This window comes from Nitrincola sp., from assembly GCF_048264025.1.
Classification (GTDB): domain Bacteria; phylum Pseudomonadota; class Gammaproteobacteria; order Pseudomonadales; family Balneatricaceae; genus Nitrincola.
On record NZ_JBLXDN010000024.1, the window covers coordinates 38,464 to 56,164 of the forward strand.

The following is a 17,701-nucleotide window of genomic DNA, read 5'->3' on the forward strand; positions in this document are numbered from 1 at the left end:
ATTATGCAAATTAAACAAAAAGTGTTTGTGATTACCGGCGGTGCCAGAGGGCTAGGGGCGGGTATGGCTAGCCATCTGGCCACCTTGGGTGCCCATGTGGCTTTGATAGATCTGGATGCTGATGCACTTAAAAACACCGCTGATCAGCTGGCTGGATTAGGTGTGAAGTCTCAAGGTTATGTGTGTGATATTACTGATGAGTCTCAGGTAGAAAGTACTTTTTCACATATACGATCAGATTTTGGCAGGCTACATGGACTGGTGAATAATGCCGGTCTGATGCGTGATGGTATGCTGATAAAACTTAAAGACGGCAAGCTGGTTGATAAAATGTCACTGCAGCAATGGAGTGATGTAATCAATGTGAACCTCACCGGCAGTTTTTTATGTGGCCGTGAAGCCGCGGCTATTATGGCTGAACAGGGTGAAGGCGGGGTGATTGTTAACGTTTCTTCTGTGTCCCGGGCAGGCAATGCCGGTCAAACCAACTATTCGGCCACCAAGTCCGGTGTCGCAACCCTGGTCGTCAGTTGGGCCAAAGAGCTGGCCCGTTACGGTATTCGTGTAGGCGGAATAGCGCCGGGTGTGATTGCTACGGATATGACTGCGCAAATGAAACCCGAAGCGATTGAGCGCATGCTGACAGCCGTCCCCTTGCGGCGTTTGGGAGAGGTCAGTGAAATGGCGCATACCCTGCAGTACATTATTGAAAATGATTTTTTCACTGGCAGGATTATTGAAATGGATGGTGGCCTGCGCATTTAAGTGCCGATATTAATTTAACCCCCTCGGAGGGTTGTTTATGCCCTGTTATCGAATTGATGGTGTTACTCCAGTTGTGGACCCATCTGCCTATGTTCACCCAACAGCTGTACTGATCGGTGATGTCCAGGTAGGCCCGGGCTGTTATGTCGGTCCTAACGCCTGTTTGCGTGGCGATTTTGGCCGCATTATTCTCAAGCAAGGTTCAAACCTGCAGGATACCTGCGTCATGCACGGTTTTCCTGGTACAGATACAGTGATTGAAACCAATGGCCATGTCGGTCATGGAGCTGTGTTGCATGGCTGTATCGTCGGAGAGGATGCACTGATTGGTATGAATGCTGTGGTGATGGATGGTGCGGTGATCAGTGCCCGCTGTATCGTGGCGGCAACCGCTTTTGTCAAAGCAAACTTCAGCTGTGACGAGGCATCGCTGATCGTCGGGGCTCCGGCAAAAGTCTTGCGCCGTTTGTCAGATGAGGAGATCGCCTGGAAACAGGAAGGAACAGGGGCTTATCAGCGCCTGACCGAACGTTGTCTGGAAAGTCTGGAAGTCTGCGAACCTCTGAGTCAGGTTGAAGCGAATCGTCCCCGGATCGATGCCGGTGATCTGAAGCCTAAGCAGAAAAATGCCCAGTTGTAGATTGACTAATCATGAGTTGAGCCGCGTTGTGTATGGCCGTTAACCATAACTTGATTGAAGACCGTTTTGTCGATGTGCCAGGAGGGCGTATTTTTGTGCGCCAATGGCAGCCTGCAGAGCCCCGGTCTGCTGTGCCCCTGGTGCTGTTGCATGATTCGCTCGGCAGTGTGGGCCAGTGGCGTGGCTTTCCGTTACATCTGTCGCAACAGCTTCAGCGCCCAGTGATAGCCTACGACCGCCTGGGCTTCGGTCAGTCGAGTGCACGCAGTGCCTTGCCCTCAGCAAATTTTATTGTTGAGGAGGCTGAGGTTATTTTCCCGGTGTTGTGTCAGGCGATGGACATCACCCGCTTTTGTTTGCTCGGTCATAGTGTGGGTGGGGTGATGGCGTTAACGATTGCAGCTACTCAGGCTGAAGCCTGCGAAGCCACGATTACCCTGGCGGCTCAGGCGTTTGTTGAGGAGCGTACCCTGGAGGGGATACGTGCTGCGCAGCTAGAGTTCGCACAAGCTGCCGCGTTTAACAAGCTGGTGAAATGGCATGGTGAAAAAGCGCGCTGGGTGCTGGATGCCTGGACTGGAGCCTGGCTGTCGCCTGCGTTTCGCTCCTGGCGTATCGATCCCTGTCTGCCGCAAATTAACTCAGCCGTTCTGGTTATTCACGGTGATAACGATGAGTATGGGTCGGTTGCCTTCCCCCGGCATATAGCCGCAGGCGTAAATGGTCGCGTTGAACAGGTGATACTACAGCAGTGTGGTCATCTGCCTCATGCTGAACAGCCTGAGATGGTGCTGGATTTGATTGCTGACTTTATTCAGTCCTAGAACTTCGGCTCTTACCTGCTGATTAACATCCAGTACACTAGGGTAAAACGAATCGACCTTTCTTCCACTTCCAGAACGCTTATGGCAAGAAAGGCCGATGAGACTAAAGACCCCTGTTAGCGAATATCAAGCTGAGCCGCCAGGCGCTTAGCACGATCTCCCGATGCTGGGTGGCTGGAAAAAAGACTGCGATGGTTGCCGTACTTGCTCTCAATTTTACGTAAAGCACTGACAGCTGCCGCCGCATTATAATTCGATGCCTGCATGAGTTTAATTGCAAAATCATCGGCTTCATTTTCATTACGCTGAGAGAATTGTGCATTAATCAGCTTTTCACCCAAGTCACCTAACTCTGAGGAGGTGAGTGCTGCCGCTGCAGAATTACCACTTGCCGCCACCGCTTGTCGCGCTGATGAGGCGGCATATGCTGTCTGGAAAGCTGTTTTTGAATGCCCCAACACCACATGACCTATTTCATGAGCAATGACATAACGCACTTCATCATCAGTCATTTCATCCATCAGTCCACTGTAAAAGCGGATAGAGCCATTGGGGACAGCAAAGGCGTTAACCTCAGGATCCATGTACACTTTATACTCTAACGAGATACCTTCAACCTGCTGCCATGGCGCGGCCAGTTGAGCCAGTCGTTTAGCATAGGCACTTTGACTGGATGCCACTTGATTGGAGCTATCTAGCTGAGCAATCGTTTGATCTCCAATTTGCTGCATATCTTCATCAGTCAAAGAAACTGCTTTTGCCAATCCCATACCTGATGAAACCATACCCTGCATATTCACGCCCGAGCTTTTACAGCCCACCAAGGTCAGTGATGCACTCCCCACAATCAATGCCATGGTGAGGCCAGCTACTTTAGAAAAGCGTTTTTTTACGTACATGTTGTTTCTCCTTTTTTCCATTGATCCATTTATTTCAATTTACGGTTACTGCATCAGCTGCAGGATTACTTACCTTATCCATGCTTAAGATTCATGGATTGATACCAATTTCATCAATGTTCACGCATGGCTAGAGTTCGAGTTAATACATGGCTAGGGCCACTGGAAATGGCATCGCCGATATGAGGGATTTTACTGGTGACAGCTGGACAGGTGTGTGGTTTTCGCCTAAACGTACAGAGGGCTTGCCCATAAAACACTCCTTGTTGAATGACACCCATGTCGATGATTTACATGAGGTTGGCTACTTCCTGATGGCAGCGGGCAAACTATAACGTGATTTGGAACGTTTGCCAAATACTAAGCTAGGGATTAGATCAAGAAACCTGATGCCTGGAAGGTGCCCGGATTTCCCTTCATCAACTCAAGATCAAGCTGGCTGACCCCTTGAATTTTTGGCCTTAGGGTTTTTGGGATAAAAGTGATCAGCAACGCGGGTTTGTCGACTGAACTCACGGGTGTTTTTGTAGGGCATTTTCATAAAACCGGATACGCCTAGACCGTCTATGTCAGGGAGCGATTTGACGATGCGTTGTAGTGCGGCGGTAAAGTCGGCTTCTCTGCTAGGATCTAGTAATACGTAGTAGTTGTGAATTTTTAGATGTGTGGGCAAGGCTTCAAAAATAATCAGGCCGGTGTGGCGAATTTCATTCAGAAGTGCAATTTCCTGCATGATGCTTTGGGGTAGCTGCAATAGCTCATCCGGGTCCTGTCCATCTTCAAAATAAGAATGGTTACGGCTGCTGTCTTCATTCAGTGGTGCTTGCGTCACGTCAAACGGAATCATCATCCCAGCCGGAGGAACAAACGGCTGCTGGTCATTTTCGCGTTGAAGATGAAGGGTGTTCTTGGCATCAAACAAACAGCATTTAAACACGCCTTCACGGTGGATCGCGCGTGCTAGCGTGACCATGGTGTTTACGGCAGTGATAAAGGGCTGCTTCAACGCGGGCGCTTGCAGGTTCAAACTGGAGTCGATAAAAATGTCATCGTCCTCCCAGCGGATCGCCAGTCCACCTAGAACCGGGTATTTACCCAGGCGACTGATCGCACAGAGAAATGCGCGTTCGGTGCGTCCCATGCCGTGCATGAAGTTTTTATAGTACTTCTCCAGCTCTACATCATCGACATCCACCAGCAGCTCCGGGTCTTGATGAGCTTCGCGAAGAAAGCTTTTGCGAGAGGTGTACACCACGGTTTCCATGTTCAGTTGATCCTGGAAAATCCAGATGGGAATGGCTGGCTTTTCAACGGGTACGTCCAGTTCTGGAATAACCCATTTCTTGATATAGGGCATCTGCGAGATCAAGTAATTACCCGCTTGTATTTTGTCCTCATCACTGCCAGCCAGTAGGGTCTGCAGGGTGATCGCAAAGGCTTGCGGCAGCCCCAGGGCTGTCACCGGGATGGCAGAAAAACCGTAGCGACAGCCCTGACCTGAGGCCAGCGCATAGAGTGTCCCTGCCAGGCCCTGTTCATCAAAGTGTGGCGAGCTTAATCCGCCATTGAGCTGCGCATCGCCGATAAAATACACATCCCCCAGTCTGGCATTGGTTGTATGTAAATCTTCGCTGAAAAAACGCAATCCTTGCGGGGAGACAGGTTGACCATCGCTATCCAGTTGTGCAAAAACACTCGATCCCCAGTCGATCAGTTTGATGCTTTCATCCGCGGGGTTGAAGACAATATTGGAGGGTTTGATATCGCCATGCACGATAGGGGCTAACTGATCATTGATTTTGAATGTGCGTAACGCTACCAGTATATCGACTAGCTGAGCGGCGATTTTGATGATGAGTCGAGGGGAAAGGCGTCCTTGCTGTACCGAATAGGCTTCCAGGTCCATGCCGGGAGCACGTTCCATCATCAATACGGACTGTCTTGAAATGCGGGTGTATTCACTCACGGCGGGAATACCTGGGTGTAAAACCTGGCTTTGCATCCAGGCCTCATCTTCAAGTCGGTCCTGAACCGCCTGGGGTAAATTGATGCGCGAAAATTTGAATACGTAATCTGTTAGCTCATGGGAGCGGCCTGCAAACACAAAGCCATACGCGCCCTTGCCGATGAATTCTATATCAGAAAAACCCAGTAAGCTGAGTTGGTCCATACAAAGCTGTACCCAGTCTTTAATCTTCTGAGCATCTTCATGGCTCATCAGATAGATCGACTGTTCTTCGTTGATATAGAACTGTTGCAGCAACGGACGCGTCATCCTAGCGCAGCTCGGTCAGCATGCTAAGCGGGTTTTCCAGATACGCTTTCCAGGTGTTGCAGAAGCGCGCCATGCTGGCTCCCTCGATGATACGGTGATCTCCTGACCAACTGATCTGCATGATGTTTCGGGCTGTAACTCGGTCATCAGCATCAAAGCGGGGGAGTCTTTGTATCTTACCTAACGCCACGATGGCGACCTCCGGTTTATTGATAATGGGTGTGGCAACGGTACCGCCCATAACACCAATATTGGACAGGGTAATGGTGCCGCCTTTCATCTGTTGGGATGTCAGCTTACCCAGTCTGGCGGCATCTATCAGCTGATTTAACTGTTGAGTGATCTCAACCAGATTCAAGCTCTGCACCGCTTTGATGTTAGGCACTAATAGTCCCGTTGGGGTATCCACAGCAAAGCCGATATTGTGATCCGTCTGGTAGATAATCTCGGTACAGTCATCATTCACACGACTGTTGAGCAGGGGGTGTTGTTGCAGAGCCAGCGATAATGCTTTGATAAACAGTGGCATCAGGCTCAGGCGTAACCCCTCGGCTTCAAAAACGGGTTTGAGTGTCTGTCTGGCGTCCTCCAACTGGGTGACATCCAGCTCATCGACATAGGTAAAGTGCGGGATGCTGCTGACGGAATCCTGCATCTGTTTTGCCATCATCGCTTTGATCCCTTTGATCCCTTTGATGGCTACTGTGGCTGGTGACTGAACGGCTGTACTTGCCGTGACGACGCATGTGTTTTCAGTTTTTTCCTGTACTAACAGGTCCTCTTTGTAAATGCGTCCGTTTTTTCCGCTACCCTCAATTGCACCGAGATCCAGCTCCATTTCCCTAGCCAGGCGCCTGACGGCGGGACTGGCGATGGGCTTGTTGGCCAGATCGCTACTATCCGCGTTAGGCGTTGATGACTGGGTGGGTGCGGGTCTGGCGGCTTCAGTTTGCTGAGGCTGTTCAGCTTCAACTTCGACCTCAAACAGTGGCTGGTGCACTTGAGCAATATCACCTTGTTGGTAATACAATTTGCTGATAACACCGGTGTACATGGAGGTGATTTCAACCAGGGCTTTGTCTGTCATAACATCGGCTACAGGCTGATCTTCTGTGACTGTTTCACCTTCACTGATACGCCACTCAACCAGTTCACACTCTACGATGCCTTCACCAATATCAGGCAGGATAAAATCTATTTTCATGGGTTACTCCAAACCGAATCGGTAAATTAATAATTTACGCTGGCTTTAATGGCTTCATAGGTTTTCAGGTGATCAGGCATGTATTCCTTCTCCAGTGCTAAGGGGAAGGGCGTGTCCAGACCGGTAACGCGTAGGATCGGTGATTCCAGGTGCAAAAAGCAGCTTTCCTGAATGCTGGCCGCAATCTCCGCACCAAAACCCGAGGTTTTAGGCGCCTCATGGTTGATGATCAGTCGTCCCGTTTTGCGTACCGAGTTGGCTAGCGTTTCTCTGTCCCAGGGCAGCAGGGTGCGCAAATCAATCAGCTCACAGGAGATACCATCCTTTTCAGCCAGATCGGCGGCTTTTTCGATGGCTTCCATCTGGGCACCCCAGGCCAGTAATGTGATGTCCTTGCCTTGGCGCACTATCTCGGCCTGTCCGATAGGCAGTTGGTAATCTTCATCCGGCACCTCACCGACAGAGGCGCGGTAGAGTTTTTTGGGTTCAAAAAAGATCACCGGATTGTCATCGCGTATCGCGGCCAGGAGCAAGCCCTTGGCCTGCTCAGGATTGCGAGGCACGATAATCTTCAATCCGGGGGTGTGGGTGAAATAGGCTTCTGGCGATTGTGAGTGATAATGAGCGCCATTAATGCCACCGCCATAGGGAGTGCGAATGGTGAGCCCGCCGACATTGAATTCATTCCCTGAACGGTAGCGGAATTTGGCGGTTTCATTGACGATCTGATCAAATGCCGGAAAAATGTAATCAGCAAACTGTATTTCGGCAATCGCCGTCATACCCTGCGCGGCCAGGCCGTTGGCAAACCCCAGAATCCCTTGTTCGGTCAGCGGTGTGTTAAAGCAGCGTTGTTTGCCGAATTTATCTTGCAGATGGCTGGTGGCTCTGAACACCCCGCCAAAATGACCGACATCTTCACCAAAGCACAGGGCGGATTCATCCGTGGACATGGCAATATCCAGGGCATTATTGATCGCTTGTAACAGGTTCATTTTACTCATCGCCCAGCCTCCCTGCTGTTTTAACATAGGCCTGCGGATACTTACGAATGTGGCTGATCAGCTCAGCCTGTTGCTCCTGCAGGTGCCAGGGCAGGGTGTCATAGACATCGGTAAACAGGTCATCCAGTGGCGGAGGTGCAACTTTCTCGGCTTTTTTCATCGCGGCCATGATCGCATCCCGATGTAATTGTTTTCGCTGCACATCCTGGTTTTCATCCCACCAGGATTGTTGCACCAGCCAGTGCTTAAAGCGCAGCACTGGGCATTTCGCCCGCCAGGTATCTTCTTCAGACTTGTTTCGATAGCCGCTGGGATCATCCGAACTGGAGTGCGCGCCAAGGCGGTAGGTCATGGCTTCAATCAGGACGGGTTGATGCTGCTCAACCGCCAGTTTACGAGCGTCCTGGGTGGCCTTTAACACCGCGAGTACATCATTGCCGTCGACACGGATGGTTTTCAGTCCATAACCTATCCCACGTGGCGCAATGCCATCACCGGCGTATTGCTCATGAGCGGGTGTGGAAATGGCATACCCATTGTTACGGCAGAAAAAAATCACCGGTACTTTAAACACCCCAGCCATATTCAGCGCCGCATGAAAGTCGCCTTCGGATGCTGCACCTTCGCCGAAATAACAGATGACACAGTTGGCTTTCTGTTGTGCCTTAAAGGCAAAGGCATAACCGGTTGCCTGAGGCAATTGGGTTCCCAAAGGTGAGGAAATTGTCATGTAGTGCAGTTCACGAGAGCCGTAATGAATCGGCATCTGTCGCCCTTTGCCCAGATCTTTTTCGTTGGAAAAAATCTGATTCATAAACTGATCCGGGGTAAAGCCACGAAAGGCCAATGCACCCTGTTCACGGTATTGCGCCATGATCATATCGTCATCAGCAAGGGCAGCGGCACTGCCTATGTCAGCGGCTTCTTCACCGGTTTCAGTCATGTAAAAACTAATCCGCCCCTGGCGTTGTGAGGCCAGCATGCGCTCATCAAGGGCTCGGATAAATAAAAACGTATCGTAGATTTTTAAGGCAAGTTCCTGGTCTAAATCGGGCAGGACTGCATCGGGGTAGAGGGTGCCATCTTCACGCAATATCCGCAGGGTGGGGATATGCAGGGAGGTTGCGTCAAAAAACACCGGTTTATGCACGATCAGTGCATCGGTTTCGCGTTTATCACTCATAATAAACCTTCTTGTTGTTATTGTTATATCTACTGATTTTGTCAGTAGCTATGGTGTATGACGGGATCACCATCTATACAGTGTTAAAATCTAGCCCTGTCTGCTTATTATGTAAAGAAACTTTCAATCTGTAGTGCTCCGAAGCAGGTTACCCAGCGTACAGACTGATATGAAAACTAGCCAAGCAAGCCTCTCAGTCACATTGACAACACCCCGTTTGTTTTACGATGGAGGCTGTCGCCTATGCCAGCGTGAAATCGCTCATCTTGCGCAGCCACTCGCGGGAAAAATGTTGTTGGTGGATATTAATCAGCCGACATTCAGCGAATGGCAGGGTGTTGATAAGCTTCAGATGATGCGCCAAATCCATGTATGGACCGGGGAGGGTTTTCTGGTGGGCCTGGATGCCAGTCTGTATTACTGGAAAGCAGCCGGGTGGCGCGTGCTCCCCGCAGTTTTATCACTACCTGGAATCTATTCCTTTGCAAAACTAGGCTACAGCCTTTGGGCAAGTTGGCGCTTTCGGGGGGCTGCGTAAGCGCCAGTGTCAGATATAGCCTGAGACCAACAGTTCTCAGGCCAGTAGTACACTGATTAGAAATCACCCGGTGCACATTGCAGACAGGTCAGTCCAAGTGATCGCTATGCACTGACTACACTGTCACGATCATCCAATACCAGCCAGGGATTGAAGCCTTCAGCTCGTATCTGGTCTAGCAGTCTGGATTTAACCACTTCATCCTTCTCCTGATCCTCGCCATGTCCACGCAGAAACACCGCATCAAACGGAATGTCATACTGGATGAGCCAATCCAGGGTATGTTGGCGGTGGCTATCCGGACGACCACTGCATATGACAATCTGCTGCCCTTGCTGTTTCAGTAGTTTGACTAACTGACAGATGGGTTCGATGGGCTTAGCATCTGCCATGTGCGCAAAGAAGGGGTCCCAGTGCTTTTCGTCGCCCAACACCCAGTGGTGTACTTCCTGTGGATTGAACTCTGCCAGAGTGCCGTCTACGTCGACGATAACCGTGTTCATAATAAAGTATCTTCCTTATGTGATGTTGTTAGAGATGAATAATAGGACTAGTACATAAGCGCTTGCCCAGTGATGCTTGCCAGCCATCGCGATCCAGTGGGCAGAACAAGGGTACTAGCTGTTCAGCTTGCAAGGTATCGGCGAGTGACTGGATACACGGCAAGCCTGGGTGAACATTCCAGCGGCACCATTCGGCCCGACCAGTGGTGATATCGGCACGCGCCTTGGGTGGTGTGTAACCGGTATATATCACCTGGCCAGTATAGTTGGGGTCACTGATCAGTCGACCAGCTTCACCTGTGATACCTTCAGCATCGGCCGCCAGGCGTACCAAGGCCAGATCTGGATTTTCTGGTGTGTCCCAGGGCCGTGGAACGAGTTGAGCCAATTGCTGATGAATGCCGGGTTTTAGCAGGTTGGCAGGCAAACCCTGCAACGCAGCATGAAATTTATGGCATGCGGGGTCGAATGTCCAGGGCAGTTCAAGTGTCTGGCACCAGAGGGCCAGTTCCAGTGCACGCCCAGAGGGCGGTACTGGTAATAAACTGGCTCGGTTCAACTTGGCCTGCAGGGCATCGCGGCAGGTTGGTTGGTCGACTGAGTAGAGACCGTAAGAGGCGTCTAACAGTGCCAATGCGGCCCGGGGTGGGCGGTTGAAAGGGTAGAGTAGCGATTCAAAACTGAAATCACCGCTGTAGAAAATCCCTCCGGCAATATCCAGGTGCAGCCAGATGCCATCGAGAGAGTGACCCGCCAGCCCACAGGTAATATTGATACCCTCAATGGTGATTGTGCCTTGCCTGGGTAGTGGATGCCAGCGTCGACCTGCGGGCAATCTCTGGGCAACGGTCGGTGTACAGTAAAGCGGAATCGTTTCTGGTAGCCAGCGAACTGCACCTATGTGGTCGACATGATCATGGGTGATCAGGATGGCATCCGGGCTTTGATCCAGGTACCAATCACAGGGTTCATCGGCTTGCAGTGGGCCGCCGGCATCCAGCAATAGTGTGCGACCCTTCACATCAATACGTATTGCGGCGGGGGCTTTGGCGTCCAGACCGCTGAGAATATGTACTCGCACACTCATGCCGCGGACTCCAGACTCCAGCCCTGCAACAGACTTAACTGAATCACACTACCTTCAGTGATGCCCTGAGGGTGATAGCCGGTGAGTGATTCGCCAGTAGGTAGTCGCAACTGAATTTCATGGCGCTCACCCCGAAATACGCAGCGCTCTACTCTGGCGTGCAAGTGGCTTTCGGGGAGAGCCTCGTCTTGAGTGTCACTTTGAGTAGCGTCTGGTAGATGCAGTCGGATATGTTCGGGCCTGATCAGTACCGGAGTTGTCTGTGACCGGCGAGTAGCTTGGCTGAGCTGGGTGAGTTGAGTCTGGGATAAGCTCACTCCCGATTTTACTCCCGGTAGATGCACAATGCTGCCTTGCCCAATAAAGCTGGCAATCCACTCAGTTCTGGGGGTTTGATAGAGGCTTGCGGGTGTGGCCCACTGTACCAGTTCACCCTGGTGCATGACGGCGATGTGGTCTGCCAATGACATGGCTTCGGATTGATCATGGGTGACATACACCAGCGTTGCGCCGGTACGTTGATGGAATTCGCGAAAACTCTCCTCCATGGAAGCGCGCAGATGGCGATCCAGGTTCGCCAGGGGCTCGTCTAGCAGTACCACATCGGGATCTGTAACCAGACAGCGAGCCAAGGCCACGCGTTGTCGTTGCCCACCACTAAGATCCTGGGGCATACGCTGAGCTAATCCTTCCAGCTGTACGATCTGCAAGGCGTCTTTGACCCGTTGTTGATAGTCCTGACCGCGAATACCACGATGACGCAGAGGGTAGCCGACATTATCCGCCACACTCATATGCGGCCAGAGGGCATAGGACTGAAACACCATCCCCATATTGCGTGATTCGGTCGGTACTTGCCATCCAGGACGTGCCAGGCAGTTGCCGTTCAGGTGTATTTGCCCCTCAGACAGGGTTTCGAAACCGGCCAGCATGCGCAAGGTAGTGGTTTTGCCGCAGCCGCTGGGACCGAGCAGGGCAATGAACTCACCTTCGGGCAGAGTGAGGCTGAGCTGTTTGACAGCCGCTGACTGGCCGTAATATTTGGATACCTGATTTAGAATCAGTTCTGCCATGGGATGACTCCTTTGGGTAAATGTTTGGCCAGCAGGCTCAGCAGTAACATAATCGCTGCGACCATCAGCACCACCAACACGGCAATGGCAGACGCGAGAATGCTGTCGCCACTTTGATCGAGATTGAAGATCAATACGCCGAGGGTTTCCTTACCGGCACTCCACAACAGCGCCGAAACCGTTAACTCATTTACAGCCGTCAGAAATACCAGTAATCCGCCTGCAAAAACGGCCGGCGCGATAAGCGGCAGAAGAATATCGACTAGACGACGCAGGGTGCTGGCCCCAGAAATGCGGGCGGCTTCTTCAAGGCTGGGGTCCAGTTCGCTAAAGCTGGCTACTATGGGTTTCAGACTGACGGACAGAAAACGCGCCAGATAGGCGATAAAAATAATTCCCAGCGATCCATAAAGTGTCAGGTTGAGGAGGGGGATGGGTTTGGCGAACAGCAGGATGCAGGCAATCGCTAATACAACGCCAGGCAGGGCATAGGGGATCTCAATCATACTGGTGAGCGCGGAGCGGGCCCGCTGTGGCAGACTTTGCATCAAATAAGCCAACAGTGTCGCCAGCAGCATCAGCAGTAGGGCCGCACCACCTGCCAGTAACAAACTGTTGCTGAAAGCCCGTAGGGTGACACCCTGACGACCAACCATCTCCTGATAGGCGGCAAAACTCAGGTTAGTAAAGTTCAGATGTACGCCCATGGCTGGTACTAAAGAACTGGTCACCAAGGCCACCAGCGGTGCGACCAGAATCAACACCAGTACTAACGCCAATACTATCTCTAACAGCAACCGCCAGCGGCCGAGTACAAAATCCTGGCTCCGGCCACTGTGCCCCAGCAGGCTGAAACGGCTGCGTTTCAACATCTGCTGTTGCAGCATGACACCCATAAGTGCCAGGACGCCGATCAAAACGGATAATGAGGCGATTTCAGGCAGTACGCTGGTACCGAAGCCAGACATTTTCTGGTAGATCAGCGTGGGCAGTACATAGTAGGACGCCGGGATCCCCAGCATGGCTGGAATGCCAAAATTACCCAGAGCGGACACAAAGGCGATGGAAGCACCGGCAATCAGCCCATTGCGGCTGAGTGGCAGGATCATATCGATCCAGATTTTATGTTGGCGGGCACCACTAATACGTGCCACTTCGATCAGGTCACGTGGCAGATGAATTAAACTGCTACGCAGTGCCAGAAACACCAGTGGTGCATGTTGGATGCCCAGCAACAGTGCAATGCCTTCTGCTGAATAGAGCGGCTGCGGAGAGCCGAGTGCTGGTGCAATACCCAGGGTATTCAACAGTGGGCTTCCGGGTCCTGTCAGCTGAAGCCAACTCAATGCTGTGACCTGTGGTGGAATCATCATCGGCAGCATAAAGCAAAAGACCAACAGACTTTTGCCGCGGATATTGGTCAGGGTCAGGGTGAAGGCAAACAGGCAGCCAAGCACAACCGCTATCAAGGTACCCAGACCTGAGGTATACAAACTGTGCCACAGCGCCCGCCAGGTAGCCGGTTGTTGCAGCACCTGCATCATCGGCGAGGCACTACCTAACTGCCAGCCTTGCAGGGCTTCAATCAACAGACGCATGGTCGGCATCAACGTCAGCAGACTGGTGAGGATCAGCAGTAAAATAAGCAGCCAGCGTTGCTGGCTGCGTAGGTATTGAAAGTGTGCAATCATTCGGAATTATCCGCCAAACAGCTCGCTGAAACGTTGCTTGTTGCTTTCCGCTTGATCCAGCGCCTTGCCAGCATTCAGGGGGATCAACTTGATCTCGTTACGTGCCGGGAAGCCTTCAGGTGGGGCGATATCCTCACGGGCGGGCAGGTAGCCTTGTGCTTGCACCAGTTGTTGACCAGCTTCAGATAATACGAAGTCGACAAAGCGTTGAGCGGCTTCCGGGTTCGCCGCATCTTTAAGAATAGCCACTGGCTCAGTTACGGCTGTAACACCTTCCTCTGGGAATATAAACTGGATGGGGGAGCCTTTCGCGGCTTCACGGATAGCCATGAAATCAACAATTACACCGTAGGGTTTGGTGCCGGAGGTGATCGCTGTTAACACCGCTCCGTTGCCACCCTGTGCTGAGACGCCATTCTGATTCAATGCGGTGTAGTAATCCCAACCCAGGTCAGAGTGATCGGTCAGCGCGGCCAGATGAATCAATGCCGCACCCGAATAGAGTGGGCTGGGCATGGCCACCTGATTACGGTATGGCTCATTCACCAGATCCTGCCAGCGCTCAGGTTGCTGCGCTGCACGGGTATGATAGGCAATCCCGGTGGTGATCATTTTGGTGCCATAGTAATAGCCTTCTGGATCGTAAAGTTCCGCATCGTACTGCACACGTTCAGGGCTCAGATAGGCTTGCAGCAGTCCCTCACGCTTAAGAGATTCCATCGTCACGCTGTCGGCAATCAATAATAAGTCTGGCTTGGTTACACCCGCGCTAAGTTCCGCTCTCAGGCGGGTCATTAGCTGTGTTGTGCCATCACGTACCCAGTCAACTTTGATGTCAGGGTTGGCTTGAGTAAAAGCATCTACAGTCATTTGCGCATCGGTGTTGGGTTGGCTGGTATAGAGTGTCAGGGTTTGCTGAGCGAAGGCCGCGCCTGGCAGGGCCAGGGCTGTAGCGAGTATCCATCTGTGCAGTTTCAGGTAAGACATTTCCGCATCTCCGATTGAATCAATTGAAGTACATAGCCTAGTGTCATCAAATGACAATAAAGTGACATTAAGCTTTCGTTTGCATGCATTAAGTTTTCGCATTCATGACTTTTATTTTCGAATTCTGCAGTGGGTCAGTATCATGATGAATACCACACAACGTCGACAGCAGATCGTTGCACTGATTAATCAGTTGGGTCGGCAGCCTTTAGAGTCTTTGGCGCAACGCTTTGGTGTGTCAGTACAAACCCTTCGCAATGATGTCCGGATTCTGGCGAATCGGGGGTTGTTGATGCGCCATCATGGCAGTGCATCGCCTTTCCCCGGCCGTGAAAATGTTGAATATGAACAGCGGCAGATTGTTAACCGCAGTGGCAAACAGCTGATTGCTGAGCACTGCCTGACACTGATTAGTGATTACCAGAGCCTGTTTCTGGGGACTGGCACAACGGTAGAGCAACTTGCCATTTTGCTCAGAGAGCGACAGGGTCTAAGAGTGATGACCAATAATCTGCATGCGGTGACACCTCTGTGTCACCACCCGGATTGCGAGTTGATTATCGCGGGTGGCGTGGTGCGCAAGCGTGATCAGGATGTTGTTGGTGGCGACGCGTTACGCTTTTTTTCACGCTTTCGGGTTGATGTCGGCATAGTTTCTGTGGGTGGGATGAGTCGACAGGGGCAGCTTTTTGATTACAATACAGAAGAAGTCATGGCCCGCGAAGCACTGCTGGAGAATGCTCGACAACGCATTTTGCTATTGGACAGTTCGAAATTCGATACCGAAGCAAGTTGTAGTGCAGGGCACCTGACTGATTATAATATTGTTGTTATGGATCAACCGCCTCTTCCCGCATTACGCAACCATTTATCAGCCGAGGCTGTTCGGCTGATTTATTGAAAGGGTTGGGTATTCATTCATTGTTCTAGTCGTAGCTGTAGGTATCCAAATGTCTTTACAAAAAAAGATCTATTTTATGCTTGGCTCTCTGATGGCTTTGGTGGCATTGGTCGCCGTGGTGGCCACTTTTCTGAATCAGCGCATCGAGACACAAGCTATTGCTGAGTCGCTCAGACAGAAAGCTGTCGCGAATGTTACCTCGTTACTCTCTGTGACTGACAGCATTATGTCGGAGCGGGTGCGTAGCAGTATGCGTTTGCTGATACAGCGAGGGCAATCATTAGGCGAAGCGAGCCAGGGGGAACTGATCGATGTGAATGGTCAGAGCGTACCCGAACTCCTGTTAGGTGATATTCCTCAGGCAAATCGCTTTGATCTGGTGGATGGGGTTACCGCGGTGATGGGCGGCACCGCGACGCTTTTTTCCAGAAGTGGTGATGATTTTGTGCGTGTTTCCACGAATGTGATTAATCAGGGTGAGCGTGCTGTTGGCACCTTGTTGGCTCCCCAGGGCGCGGCGATCAAAGCTAACCGCGAAGGGCGTGCCTTTTATGGGCAGGTGGATATTCTCGGCAATCCGTTTCTGACCGGTTATGAACCCATTCATAATGCGGCAGGAGATGTTATGGGGATCTGGTATGTGGGCTACTCAGCCGATCTGAATGCACTTGCTGAGGTGATTCAACGTACCCGCATTCTTGAAGAGGGGTTCATTGCGCTACTGGATGGTCAGGGACGTGTCAGGCTGCATTCAGGGCATATGGATGAGACAGAGGTGACAGACATTATCAGTTCGCCAGGTGATTGGCGAGTTGAAACATCTACCTTTGCGCCTTGGGGGTATCAGATTGCTACGGGAATTTCTGCGCAGGAAGTCAGAGCCATCGCCCTGGGTAACTCGCTGCAGACTGTACTGTCAATATTGGCTGGGGCGCTAGTCATTATGGTGGTATTAGGGATGTTGATACGGCGGCAGGTCATTCTACCGTTAAACCAGACGGTGGCAGTACTCTCCGGGATTACGGAAGGTGAGTCTGATCTGACCCAGCGCTTCAATCCCCGGAGCCGTGATGAAATTGGTGACCTCGGTCGCGGCTTTGACCGCATGTTGGCACGCTTGCAGGAGATGGTTCGCAGTATTCGCCAATCCATGCACAGCGTGGTGGAATCGTTAGAATCCTTGCACCATCGAGCAGCCAGTTCAGTTTCCGCGGCGGATCAACTGGACAGTGAAACTGAATTGGTCGCTACTGCCATTAATGAAATGGCGTGTACCGCTGAAGGGGTTGCCGCCCATGCACAGCAGGCTGATCATGCCACCCGTGATGCCAGCAGCCGAGCTGAAGAAGGGAGTTTGTCGCTGGCTAAACTGAGCAATAATATTACTGATCAGTCAACACACAGTGATAGCCTGGTGCAGGTGACTGAAGAGTTACGTTCAGCCAGTCAAGCGATATTTTCGGTGCTGGAAGTCATCCGTGCGGTGGCCGAACAAACCAATTTGTTGGCGCTTAATGCGGCCATCGAAGCGGCTCGAGCAGGTGATCAAGGACGAGGGTTTGCCGTGGTGGCTGATGAAGTCCGTGCCTTGGCTGGCCGGACACAGCAATCAACCGATGAAATTCGTGCCATGATCGAACGCTTAGACGCCGGTGTGAATCAGGCCGTGGGGCTAATGCAGGATAACCAGTCATTGGTGAATACCAATGTTGAGTTGGTATCTGAGGCTGGAGAATCGTTTCGTGCAATTGTTACCAGTCTGACTGGAGTGCAGCAAGTGACGGCTGAAATTACCAGCTCAGCAGTGGAGCAAAGTCAGGTCGCGAGTGATATCAACCAAAATATCGTGCGTATCCGTGATCTGGCCACGCATAACCTGAATACCCTCAAAGAAGTGGACGCGTCTACTGTAGAGTTTCAGCATGCCTTTGAGCAGATTGAAGCACAAGTAGGTCGTTACCGGATCGATTGATCTGGTGAAGACGCCCTCGTAAGGGGGCGTCTTTGGCGTCTGCTGAAGAAAATAAACCACACAATAAAAATCCAATCTGGTAGTGTTCAGAATTCTGTGTCATTTCGATAAACTAAGCAAAAACGAGATGACACATGACCAAACCAAGCTTCGAT

General features: G+C 51.5%; 17 protein-coding genes. 7 read left to right on the forward strand and 10 right to left on the reverse strand.

From position 1 onward, the window contains the following. The first annotated feature begins 3 nt into the window (after positions 1 to 3). From ACN0R1_RS15275 to ACN0R1_RS15285, 3 genes are read left to right on the forward strand one after another with little or no spacing between them, the layout of a single operon-like run. Entirely contained in the window at positions 4 to 765 is a 762-nt protein-coding gene (locus tag ACN0R1_RS15275; protein ID WP_417584382.1) for an SDR family oxidoreductase, read from the forward strand. Positions 766 to 802: 37 nt separating this feature from the next. Beyond that, on the forward strand, positions 803 to 1,405 hold the full coding sequence (paaY, locus tag ACN0R1_RS15280; protein WP_417584384.1) for a phenylacetic acid degradation protein PaaY: 603 nt from the start codon (positions 803 to 805) through the stop codon (positions 1,403 to 1,405). A 32-nt stretch (positions 1,406 to 1,437) separates the two neighbouring features. Then, positions 1,438 to 2,229, forward strand: coding sequence for an alpha/beta fold hydrolase (locus ACN0R1_RS15285; protein WP_417584386.1), 792 nt, complete (start codon positions 1,438 to 1,440; stop codon positions 2,227 to 2,229). Positions 2,230 to 2,345: 116 nt separating this feature from the next. On the opposite strand, the gene ACN0R1_RS15290 is transcribed toward ACN0R1_RS15285, so the two are convergent. After that, positions 2,346 to 3,128, reverse strand: a complete 783-nt coding sequence (locus ACN0R1_RS15290) for a M48 family metalloprotease (RefSeq protein WP_417584388.1) — start codon at positions 3,126 to 3,128, stop codon at positions 2,346 to 2,348. Between the two features lie 149 nt (positions 3,129 to 3,277). Here ACN0R1_RS15290 and ACN0R1_RS15295 point away from each other — a divergent pair, with 149 nt between their 5' ends. After that, on the forward strand, positions 3,278 to 3,463 hold the full coding sequence (locus ACN0R1_RS15295) for a hypothetical protein (protein ID WP_417584390.1): 186 nt from the start codon (positions 3,278 to 3,280) through the stop codon (positions 3,461 to 3,463). 95 nt (positions 3,464 to 3,558) lie between these two features. On the opposite strand, the gene ACN0R1_RS15300 is transcribed toward ACN0R1_RS15295, so the two are convergent. From ACN0R1_RS15300 to ACN0R1_RS15315, 4 genes are read right to left on the reverse strand one after another with little or no spacing between them, the layout of a single operon-like run. Next, positions 3,559 to 5,403, reverse strand: coding sequence for a protein kinase domain-containing protein (locus tag ACN0R1_RS15300; protein WP_417584392.1), 1,845 nt, complete (start codon positions 5,401 to 5,403; stop codon positions 3,559 to 3,561). 1 nt (position 5,404) lies between these two features. Further along, on the reverse strand, positions 5,405 to 6,607 hold the full coding sequence (locus ACN0R1_RS15305) for a 2-oxo acid dehydrogenase subunit E2 (protein WP_417584394.1): 1,203 nt from the start codon (positions 6,605 to 6,607) through the stop codon (positions 5,405 to 5,407). 26 nt (positions 6,608 to 6,633) lie between these two features. Beyond that, a complete protein-coding gene (locus ACN0R1_RS15310; protein ID WP_417584396.1) occupies positions 6,634 to 7,611 on the reverse strand; it encodes an alpha-ketoacid dehydrogenase subunit beta in 978 nt (325 codons plus the stop codon). After that, entirely contained in the window at positions 7,604 to 8,794 is a 1,191-nt protein-coding gene (locus ACN0R1_RS15315; RefSeq protein ID WP_417584398.1) for a thiamine pyrophosphate-dependent dehydrogenase E1 component subunit alpha, read from the reverse strand. Before ACN0R1_RS15315 ends, ACN0R1_RS15310 begins: the two co-directional genes overlap by 8 nt. 169 nt (positions 8,795 to 8,963) lie before the next feature. Between ACN0R1_RS15315 and ACN0R1_RS15320 the strand changes: the two genes are divergently transcribed. Next, positions 8,964 to 9,332: a thiol-disulfide oxidoreductase DCC family protein gene (locus ACN0R1_RS15320; protein ID WP_417584400.1), complete on the forward strand. Its 369-nt coding sequence runs from the start codon at positions 8,964 to 8,966 to the stop codon at positions 9,330 to 9,332. 104 nt (positions 9,333 to 9,436) lie between these two features. Here the strand turns inward: ACN0R1_RS15320 and ACN0R1_RS15325 are convergent, their stop codons facing one another. The 5 genes from ACN0R1_RS15325 to ACN0R1_RS15345 are packed head-to-tail and all read right to left on the reverse strand — an operon-like array spanning position 9,437 to position 14,673. Next, positions 9,437 to 9,835 (reverse strand): HAD family acid phosphatase, encoded by a 399-nt coding sequence (locus tag ACN0R1_RS15325; protein WP_417584402.1) that lies wholly within the window; start codon positions 9,833 to 9,835, stop codon positions 9,437 to 9,439. Positions 9,836 to 9,863: 28 nt separating this feature from the next. Continuing rightward, positions 9,864 to 10,922, reverse strand: a complete 1,059-nt coding sequence (locus ACN0R1_RS15330) for an MBL fold metallo-hydrolase (protein WP_417584404.1) — start codon at positions 10,920 to 10,922, stop codon at positions 9,864 to 9,866. Next, complete coding sequence (locus tag ACN0R1_RS15335) at positions 10,919 to 11,995, reverse strand: ABC transporter ATP-binding protein (RefSeq protein ID WP_417584406.1); 1,077 nt, start codon at positions 11,993 to 11,995, stop codon at positions 10,919 to 10,921. The genes ACN0R1_RS15330 and ACN0R1_RS15335 overlap by 4 nt, the downstream gene beginning before the upstream one ends. After that, positions 11,983 to 13,686 carry an ABC transporter permease gene (locus ACN0R1_RS15340; RefSeq protein ID WP_417584408.1) on the reverse strand — a complete coding sequence of 568 codons (1,704 nt, stop codon included), beginning with the start codon at positions 13,684 to 13,686 and terminating at the stop codon, positions 11,983 to 11,985. The genes ACN0R1_RS15335 and ACN0R1_RS15340 overlap by 13 nt, the downstream gene beginning before the upstream one ends. Positions 13,687 to 13,692: 6 nt before the next feature. Next, the gene (locus tag ACN0R1_RS15345; protein ID WP_417584410.1) at positions 13,693 to 14,673 is read right to left on the reverse strand and encodes an ABC transporter substrate-binding protein; all 981 of its coding nucleotides are present in this window, start codon (positions 14,671 to 14,673) and stop codon (positions 13,693 to 13,695) included. A 61-nt stretch (positions 14,674 to 14,734) separates the two neighbouring features. Between ACN0R1_RS15345 and ACN0R1_RS15350 the strand changes: the two genes are divergently transcribed. Both ACN0R1_RS15350 and ACN0R1_RS15355 read left to right on the forward strand, forming a co-directional pair. Then, positions 14,735 to 15,574, forward strand: coding sequence for a DeoR/GlpR family DNA-binding transcription regulator (locus ACN0R1_RS15350; RefSeq protein ID WP_417584412.1), 840 nt, complete (start codon positions 14,735 to 14,737; stop codon positions 15,572 to 15,574). 49 nt (positions 15,575 to 15,623) lie between these two features. Beyond that, positions 15,624 to 17,546 (forward strand): methyl-accepting chemotaxis protein, encoded by a 1,923-nt coding sequence (locus tag ACN0R1_RS15355; RefSeq protein ID WP_417584414.1) that lies wholly within the window; start codon positions 15,624 to 15,626, stop codon positions 17,544 to 17,546. Positions 17,547 to 17,701: the final 155 nt, after the last annotated feature.

Coding starts and splice junctions, on each gene's coding strand:
- ACN0R1_RS15305 (WP_417584394.1), bottom strand. CDS start 6,607: ATGAAAATAGATTTTATCCTGCCTGATATTGGTGAAGGCATCGTAGAG.
- ACN0R1_RS15300 (WP_417584392.1), bottom strand. CDS start 5,403: ATGACGCGTCCGTTGCTGCAACAGTTCTATATCAACGAAGAACAGTCG.
- ACN0R1_RS15355 (WP_417584414.1), top strand. CDS start 15,624: ATGTCTTTACAAAAAAAGATCTATTTTATGCTTGGCTCTCTGATGGCT.
- ACN0R1_RS15340 (WP_417584408.1), bottom strand. CDS start 13,686: ATGATTGCACACTTTCAATACCTACGCAGCCAGCAACGCTGGCTGCTT.
- ACN0R1_RS15315 (WP_417584398.1), bottom strand. CDS start 8,794: ATGAGTGATAAACGCGAAACCGATGCACTGATCGTGCATAAACCGGTG.
- ACN0R1_RS15335 (WP_417584406.1), bottom strand. CDS start 11,995: ATGGCAGAACTGATTCTAAATCAGGTATCCAAATATTACGGCCAGTCA.
- ACN0R1_RS15295 (WP_417584390.1), top strand. CDS start 3,278: ATGGCTAGGGCCACTGGAAATGGCATCGCCGATATGAGGGATTTTACT.
- ACN0R1_RS15330 (WP_417584404.1), bottom strand. CDS start 10,922: ATGAGTGTGCGAGTACATATTCTCAGCGGTCTGGACGCCAAAGCCCCC.
- paaY (WP_417584384.1), top strand. CDS start 803: ATGCCCTGTTATCGAATTGATGGTGTTACTCCAGTTGTGGACCCATCT.
- ACN0R1_RS15345 (WP_417584410.1), bottom strand. CDS start 14,673: ATGTCTTACCTGAAACTGCACAGATGGATACTCGCTACAGCCCTGGCC.
- ACN0R1_RS15325 (WP_417584402.1), bottom strand. CDS start 9,835: ATGAACACGGTTATCGTCGACGTAGACGGCACTCTGGCAGAGTTCAAT.
- ACN0R1_RS15320 (WP_417584400.1), top strand. CDS start 8,964: ATGAAAACTAGCCAAGCAAGCCTCTCAGTCACATTGACAACACCCCGT.
- ACN0R1_RS15310 (WP_417584396.1), bottom strand. CDS start 7,611: ATGAGTAAAATGAACCTGTTACAAGCGATCAATAATGCCCTGGATATT.
- ACN0R1_RS15290 (WP_417584388.1), bottom strand. CDS start 3,128: ATGTACGTAAAAAAACGCTTTTCTAAAGTAGCTGGCCTCACCATGGCA.
- ACN0R1_RS15275 (WP_417584382.1), top strand. CDS start 4: ATGCAAATTAAACAAAAAGTGTTTGTGATTACCGGCGGTGCCAGAGGG.
- ACN0R1_RS15285 (WP_417584386.1), top strand. CDS start 1,438: ATGGCCGTTAACCATAACTTGATTGAAGACCGTTTTGTCGATGTGCCA.